A 6,000-nucleotide genomic window follows, 5' to 3' on the forward strand; every position below is an offset into this window, starting at 1 on the left:
AATGCCCGGGGTCAGCGCTTCTCCGAGAGGGGATGGCTGGGATCTCTCATGGGCTCTAATAAAGAAAACGGGGCACCGGTATGTTCCGATGCCCCGTGGGTTTGCCGCTTATGGGGATGCTTTACTTGATGGTCTTTATGGTCTTCTGCACCATCTTCACGACGTTTTCCGGCAGCGGTGCGTAGAGCATCGGGGCGGCCATCTTCTGCCCCTTGGCCATGGCCCAGTTGAGGAACTCGACCACGTGTTTCCCCTTGGCCGCGTCCTTCTGCTGCTCGTAGACGAGGAGCCAGGTGAAGCCGACCACCGGGTAGGCGTCCCTGCCCGGCTGGTTCACCAGCGAGATGCGGTAGTCGGCCGGCATGTGCTTAACGGCCGCTGCGGCAGCAGCGCTGGTGGATTTGATTGAGGGCTCCACAAAGACACCCGCCTTGTTCTTCAAGGATGCGTACGGGAGCTTGTTTTCGAATGCGTAAGCAAGCTCGACGTAGCCGATAGAGTACGGGGTGGTCTTGATCTGACCCGCGACCCCTTCGTTCCCCTTGCCGCCAAGGCCAACCGGCCACTTCACGGAAGCGCCCTTGCCCACCTTCTGGGCCCAGTCCGCGTTCACGCCGGTAAGGTAGTCGGTGAAGATGCTGGTGGTGCCTGACCCGTCGGAGCGATGCACGACGATGATCGGTTTCGCCGGGAGGTGCACACCTTTGTTGTCGTCCGCGATCCTCGGGTCGTTCCACATGGTGATCTTGCCCAGGTAGATGTTGGCCACGTCCTCGGAGTTAAGTTTCAGGCCGGTGCCGATGCCGGGAACGTTATAGGTCACCACGACGGCGCCCATGACCGTCGGGATATGGATCAGCTTGCCCGGGGCTGCCTTAAGCTCGTCGTCGGAGAGGAACTTGTCGCTTGCACCGAAGTCGACGGTCTGCGCGGTGATCTGCTTGATGCCGCCGCCGGAACCGATGGACTGGTAGTTGAACTTGACCCCCTTGTCCACCTTGGCGTACTCGGTGAACCACTTGGAGTAGAGGGGGTAGGGGAAGGTGGCCCCAGCGCCGTTGATAAGGGTTTCGGCGTTTGCCTGACCGGCGCAGGCGACTGCGGCGATGAGCGCCAGCGTCATGACGGCTTTTTTGATTCGGTGTAGCATCGATGTTCCTCCTGTTCGTTGTTTTTCAAAGATGTCGGCATGGTAATGAAGCGTTGTGGCGTTTCTGTTACAGGCTCCGTACGTTCCCGTTAACTTTCACAGCTCGATCTTGTAGCCGAAGCCACGCACCGTCTTGATCAGTTCGCCGGCGGCCCCCATCTTACCGCGCAGCCTCGTTATGTGCGTGTCGACCGTGCGCGAGTCCTCGACGAAGGCGTATCCCCACACGTCGCGCAGGAGGACCTCGCGGCTTTGCAGCCTTCCCTGCCGCTGCACCAGGATGTGCAAAAGCTTGAACTCCGTGCTGGTGAAGGCGACCTCGGCACCGTCGATTGACACGGAGTGGCGCTCGACGTCCAGGGTGAGCGGCCCCACCTTCACGACGCTCCCCAGGGAGGGGGGTGCCGCGGCGCGCCTTAAGAGCGCCCTGACCCGCAGTATCAGCTCACGCGTCGAGAACGGCTTCACCACGTAGTCATCGGCCCCCACCTCGAAACCGACCACCTTGTCGATCTCCTCGCCCTTCGCGGTCAGCATGAGCACCGGGATGGCGGCGGTCTTCTCGTTTCGCTTCATGGTCTTGCAGACCTCGGTACCTAAAAGCCCCGGAAGCATCAGGTCGAGGATGACCATGTCCGGTTTGATCCGTGAGACCTGGTCCAGCCCGGTGAGGCCGTCGTGGGCGGTTACCACCCGGAACCCTTCCCGCTCCAGGTTGAAAGCGACCAGTTCGGCGAGGTCCTTTTCATCTTCTATGATCAGTATCGTCTGCATCGGCGCTACTCCGGCATCCGGATGGTCTGGATGGGCGCAACAGTGCGTCTTGTAACCATTTGCAACATGACCTCGTTTCTCCTTTTTTCCTGGCTCGGTGTTTGATGGCCGGGAGGATAGCAACGCAATGTTTCAATCAGGTTACCGATCTGACCTTGTTTTGTGACATTGAGGGAGGGAAAGGACGGCTGCTGCGGACTATGAGGGGATTCTTTGGAACTGATACGGTAATTCACAATTGTAATGGTGACAGTTGTTGCCTATGATAACTGTACCCGTCCGAAATGAGTGTAACTGTGACTGTGGGTGTGGACGGTATTACGGTAGAGTTTGCCCAGAGACTTCAACTGGTTGGCAACTTCCCGCGTCATCATGAACGTATAGGTGGCGCGGATGGGAGGCGGTATGGCCCTGGAGATGGTGTCGGACTGCAGGCCGTTGTACGAGCGGGTGGGAAGCGAGATCGTGTCGCTCATCGACGGGGGGACCTATCGGGTCGGCGAAAGGCTCCCTTCGATCAGGCAGTTGAGCGCCAAGCTCAACGTGAGCATCAACACCGTGATGCAGGCGTACGCCGTGCTCGAGGACCGCAGGGTGATCCATGCGCGCCCGCAGTCCGGCTACTACGTCTGTCCGAAGGTCCCCGAGATCACCGGGGAACCGGTTGCCAGCAACCAGCGCTTCCGCGCCACCGCGGTCACCTTCAGCGACCTCTGTCAGTTGGTGATCCGCAACATGATGAACCCGGAACTCCTCCCCCTGGCGAGCGCGATCCCCAACCCGCAGCATCTCCCGGTGGACAAGTTAAGCCGCATCATGGCCGCCGAGCTCAGGCGCTTCGGGCCCCAGAGCATCTCCTATTTCATGCCCCCGGGTAGCGAGCGGCTGCGCACCCAGATCGCGAAGCGCTCCCTCATTTACGGCGTCGGGGTGCGCCCGGACGAGGTACTGGTCACCTCCGGGTGCGTCGAAGCGGTGCAGCTCGCCCTGCACGCCACCTGCAAGCCCGGCGACACCATCGCCGTCGAGTCCCCTTTTTATTTCAACTTTCTGCAACTGATCGCCGAGATGGGGCTGAAGGCACTGGAGATCCCGTCGACGCCGAAGGAGGGGATCAGCATCGAGGCGCTCAGTTACGCTATCGAGCACAACAAGGTGAGCGCCTGCCTCGTCATCCCAAACTTCAGCAATCCCCTGGGGACCCTGATGCCCGACGAGCGCAAGCGCGAGCTGGTGCAGCTTCTGGCCCGTCACGAGATCCCGCTCATCGAGGACGACATCTACGGTGACCTCTGCTTCACCGACCAGCGTCCGGTCGCGGCGAAGGCCTTCGATCACAAGGGGCTCGTCATCTACTGCTCTTCTTTCTCCAAGACCCTCGCTCCGGGATACCGCGTCGGGTGGGCCATCGGCGGCAGGTACCAGACCGAGATGGAGCGTCTCAAGATGATGAGTAATCTCGCCACCGCGTCGCCGACTCAGCTTGCCATCGCCGAATTTCTTGCCAACGGGGGGTACGACCATCACCTGCGAGCGATTCGCCGGGTCTACGCGAAAAATCTCTCCCAGATGACCGATGCCATCGTGCGGCACTTCCCGGAGGGGACCCGCATGACGCGTCCCGGCGGCAGCTTCATGCTCTGGGTCGAGATGCCCGAAGTGATCGATTCGGTGCAGCTCTTCCATCGCGCGCTGGAGCGCGGCATCAGCATCACCCCCGGCTCGATCTTCTCGCTCTCCGGGAAGTACCGGAACTACATGCGGGTTTCCACGGCGTTTTGGGATGACAAGGCGGAGCGCGGCATAGAGACTCTAGGCGCGCTGGTCAAGGAGATGCTGCAGCCTTTATGATATGGGGCTCTTATGGCGCTGCTTTGGAAAGGGGGTCAGGAGGAGGGGAGATGGAGCAGTGAGCAGCAGCGGCATTTGCCGTAGCGTGCGGGAAGAAGCAGGACGTTGACGGTAAGGCAGTTCTTGCATTCCCAGAAGGTGTACCCGGTCACTTCCTGGCCGGCCTGTTCACTGAAGAACCACTTGTAGTATGAGTCCCAGTCGTACTCGGGTTCCTTTTTCGCCTTTTCAACCAGTTGTTCCAGTAGCATGGCGACTCTCCTTGCTCAAGACATGTCGTAAACATACAGCTAACAGGCTCAATATCAACCTGATATTTTTACTTAGCACCAAAGGTATTTGCTGTCCATGCTGAATACATCAATGGGGCAATGTATTCGCTATAGTCGAGCCTTCGTGTTGTTCTGTAGACGATTTCCCGGTGGACTTCCTTTTTTGATCGGCGGTAAAATGAGACATCAGTAGATATCGTCTAAAAGGAGGCGCTATCATGAACGAAAGGATGAAAAGACCGATCAATGGCCTCATGATGCTTCTGGGGGGCGGGATGCTTGGTGCAGGTATTGGGCTTTTGTTAGCTCCCTGCTCCGGTGCCAAAAGCAGGAAGAAAATGATCAAGATGGGGAGAACGGTCAGCGACAGGAGCGACCGGTTGATGCGGGACCTCTCCGGTCGGATGGAGGATCTGGCGGATACCATGACCAGCATGAGCGGCAAGGCGAGCAAGATGATGCACTTGCGGTAACAGAAGAGTGCGTCTCGTCGGTTGAGGGGCCCGCGGTCATAAAGGCTGCGGGCCTTTTTATGTCTTTTACTTATGTATTAGCCGAACCGTATGAGCGCCGCGCCGGCCATTATGAGTGTCGCCGACACAAGGCGCATCCTGCCGAAAGATTCCTTCAGGAAGAAGATCCCGATCAGAACGCCCACCATGATACTCACCTGCCGCACCGGAACCGCGTACCCGACGCGCGCCATGTTGAGCCCGTAGCGAAACGTGAGGAAGGAGAGCATGACCGTCGGGCCGCTCCAGAGAATGAGGCGCCAGTTGGCGCGCCACTCCTCGGCGATGAGTTCGCGGTACTTCGGGCGGCAGAGGTTTATCGTCATGAGTATGAGCATGGCGATGACCAGGAAATATGTGAAGAATACGGGCGGGTAGTCGCGCACGCCGGTCTTCTCGGCGATGGACCCGATGGAATAGATGAAGCCGGCCAGCAGTGCCGCGCGGACCGAGGTGCTCTGCAGGTCGCGGAAGGGGCGGGCGACCTCGGCTAGCGACACCTGCCGCATCTGGACGCAAAAGGTGCCGAAGATAACGAGCAGGATGCCGGAGATCCCGGTAAGGGAAAGCCGTTCGCCCAAAAGCAGCACCCCCCAGATAGGGACATATACCATCGAGGTCTGGGAGAGAGGATAGATAATAGAGAGGTCCCCGTCCCGATAGGCGCGTCCGTTCAGGAGGTGGTAGAGGACGAAGCTCACCGATCCGATGGCGATCATGGTGAGGGTGTGGATGCCGGGCCAGTGGAAGGGTTCGTCGATGACGGCGATGATAGCGGTGAAGGGGAACATCGAACAGATGAACATCCACCATATAAAGACGGTCTTGTGATGGCTCCGTTTAACCAGCGTGTTCCAGGTGGCGTGCATCACGGCAGAGAAGATGATAAGGGCAAAGGCTAGATTAGACATGGGCGGAGTATAGCCGAGGTCGATCGGCAATAGGAAACGCTTTCTGAGTATTTTGCTCTGTTAGAGAAAATTATTCATTAAGTCGTTGACGATGCAGACGCGCTTTGTTATAAAGCTGGACTCCGCAGCAACGACGTTCTTTTCAACCGAATATTTGAGCCAGCAGTCACCGCAGGAAAGTTGCGGCGGCGGCAAATCTGAGAAAGATTTAAGAAAAGAAAATCTTGACAGGTTGGAACGGTTCAGGTAGGGTGCTGAGTCTGTCGCAAACAGCGGCTTGGTCTTTGAAAACTAAATAGTAGACGAAACAGTAATGTAGGTTTTTAAGTAAGTCAGTTGTTTCAAACTAGAATCGGATTTTCCGGTTTCACTTTAAACTGGAGAGTTTGATCCTGGCTCAGAACGAACGCTGGCGGCGTGCTTAACACATGCAAGTCGAACGGGATTCAGAGCTTGCTCTGATGAGAGTGGCGCACGGGTGAGTAACGCGTGGATAACCTGCCCTGGTATCTGGAATAACATCTCGAAAG

Annotated in this window: 6 protein-coding genes; 2 read left to right on the plus strand and 4 right to left on the minus strand. The window is 57.9% G+C overall.

Annotation, left to right across the window (positions count from 1 at the left end; all coding sequences use genetic code 11):
* Positions 1–121: 121 nt before the first annotated feature.
* Both pstS and E8K79_RS18460 read right to left on the minus strand, forming a co-directional pair.
* On the minus strand, positions 122–1,150 hold the full coding sequence (gene pstS / locus E8K79_RS18455) for a phosphate ABC transporter substrate-binding protein PstS (RefSeq protein WP_136515997.1): 1,029 nt from the start codon (positions 1,148–1,150) through the stop codon (positions 122–124).
* A gap of 96 nt (positions 1,151–1,246) precedes the next feature.
* Positions 1,247–1,924 carry a response regulator gene (locus tag E8K79_RS18460; RefSeq protein WP_136515998.1) on the minus strand — a complete coding sequence of 226 codons (678 nt, stop codon included), beginning with the start codon at positions 1,922–1,924 and terminating at the stop codon, positions 1,247–1,249.
* 393 nt (positions 1,925–2,317) lie between these two features.
* Between E8K79_RS18460 and E8K79_RS18465 the strand changes: the two genes are divergently transcribed.
* On the plus strand, positions 2,318–3,775 hold the full coding sequence (locus E8K79_RS18465) for an aminotransferase-like domain-containing protein (protein WP_281276107.1): 1,458 nt from the start codon (positions 2,318–2,320) through the stop codon (positions 3,773–3,775).
* A 35-nt stretch (positions 3,776–3,810) separates the two neighbouring features.
* Here E8K79_RS18465 and E8K79_RS18470 read toward each other — a convergent pair whose 3' ends face one another.
* A complete protein-coding gene (locus E8K79_RS18470; protein ID WP_136515999.1) occupies positions 3,811–4,026 on the minus strand; it encodes a hypothetical protein in 216 nt (71 codons plus the stop codon).
* Between the two features lie 239 nt (positions 4,027–4,265).
* Here E8K79_RS18470 and E8K79_RS18475 point away from each other — a divergent pair, with 239 nt between their 5' ends.
* The gene (locus tag E8K79_RS18475) at positions 4,266–4,520 is read left to right on the plus strand and encodes a YtxH domain-containing protein (RefSeq protein ID WP_136516000.1); all 255 of its coding nucleotides are present in this window, start codon (positions 4,266–4,268) and stop codon (positions 4,518–4,520) included.
* Positions 4,521–4,597: 77 nt separating this feature from the next.
* On the opposite strand, the gene E8K79_RS18480 is transcribed toward E8K79_RS18475, so the two are convergent.
* Positions 4,598–5,470 carry an EamA family transporter gene (locus E8K79_RS18480; protein ID WP_136516001.1) on the minus strand — a complete coding sequence of 291 codons (873 nt, stop codon included), beginning with the start codon at positions 5,468–5,470 and terminating at the stop codon, positions 4,598–4,600.
* Between the last annotated feature and the right edge of the window lie 530 nt (positions 5,471–6,000).

It is taken from the genome of Geomonas edaphica, from assembly GCF_004917075.1.
In the GTDB taxonomy this organism is placed as follows: Bacteria; Desulfobacterota; Desulfuromonadia; order Geobacterales; family Geobacteraceae; genus Geomonas; species Geomonas edaphica.

Coding starts and splice junctions, on each gene's coding strand:
- E8K79_RS18460 (WP_136515998.1), bottom strand. CDS start 1,924: ATGCAGACGATACTGATCATAGAAGATGAAAAGGACCTCGCCGAACTG.
- E8K79_RS18465 (WP_281276107.1), top strand. CDS start 2,318: ATGGGAGGCGGTATGGCCCTGGAGATGGTGTCGGACTGCAGGCCGTTG.
- E8K79_RS18475 (WP_136516000.1), top strand. CDS start 4,266: ATGAACGAAAGGATGAAAAGACCGATCAATGGCCTCATGATGCTTCTG.
- pstS (WP_136515997.1), bottom strand. CDS start 1,150: ATGCTACACCGAATCAAAAAAGCCGTCATGACGCTGGCGCTCATCGCC.
- E8K79_RS18470 (WP_136515999.1), bottom strand. CDS start 4,026: ATGCTACTGGAACAACTGGTTGAAAAGGCGAAAAAGGAACCCGAGTAC.
- E8K79_RS18480 (WP_136516001.1), bottom strand. CDS start 5,470: ATGTCTAATCTAGCCTTTGCCCTTATCATCTTCTCTGCCGTGATGCAC.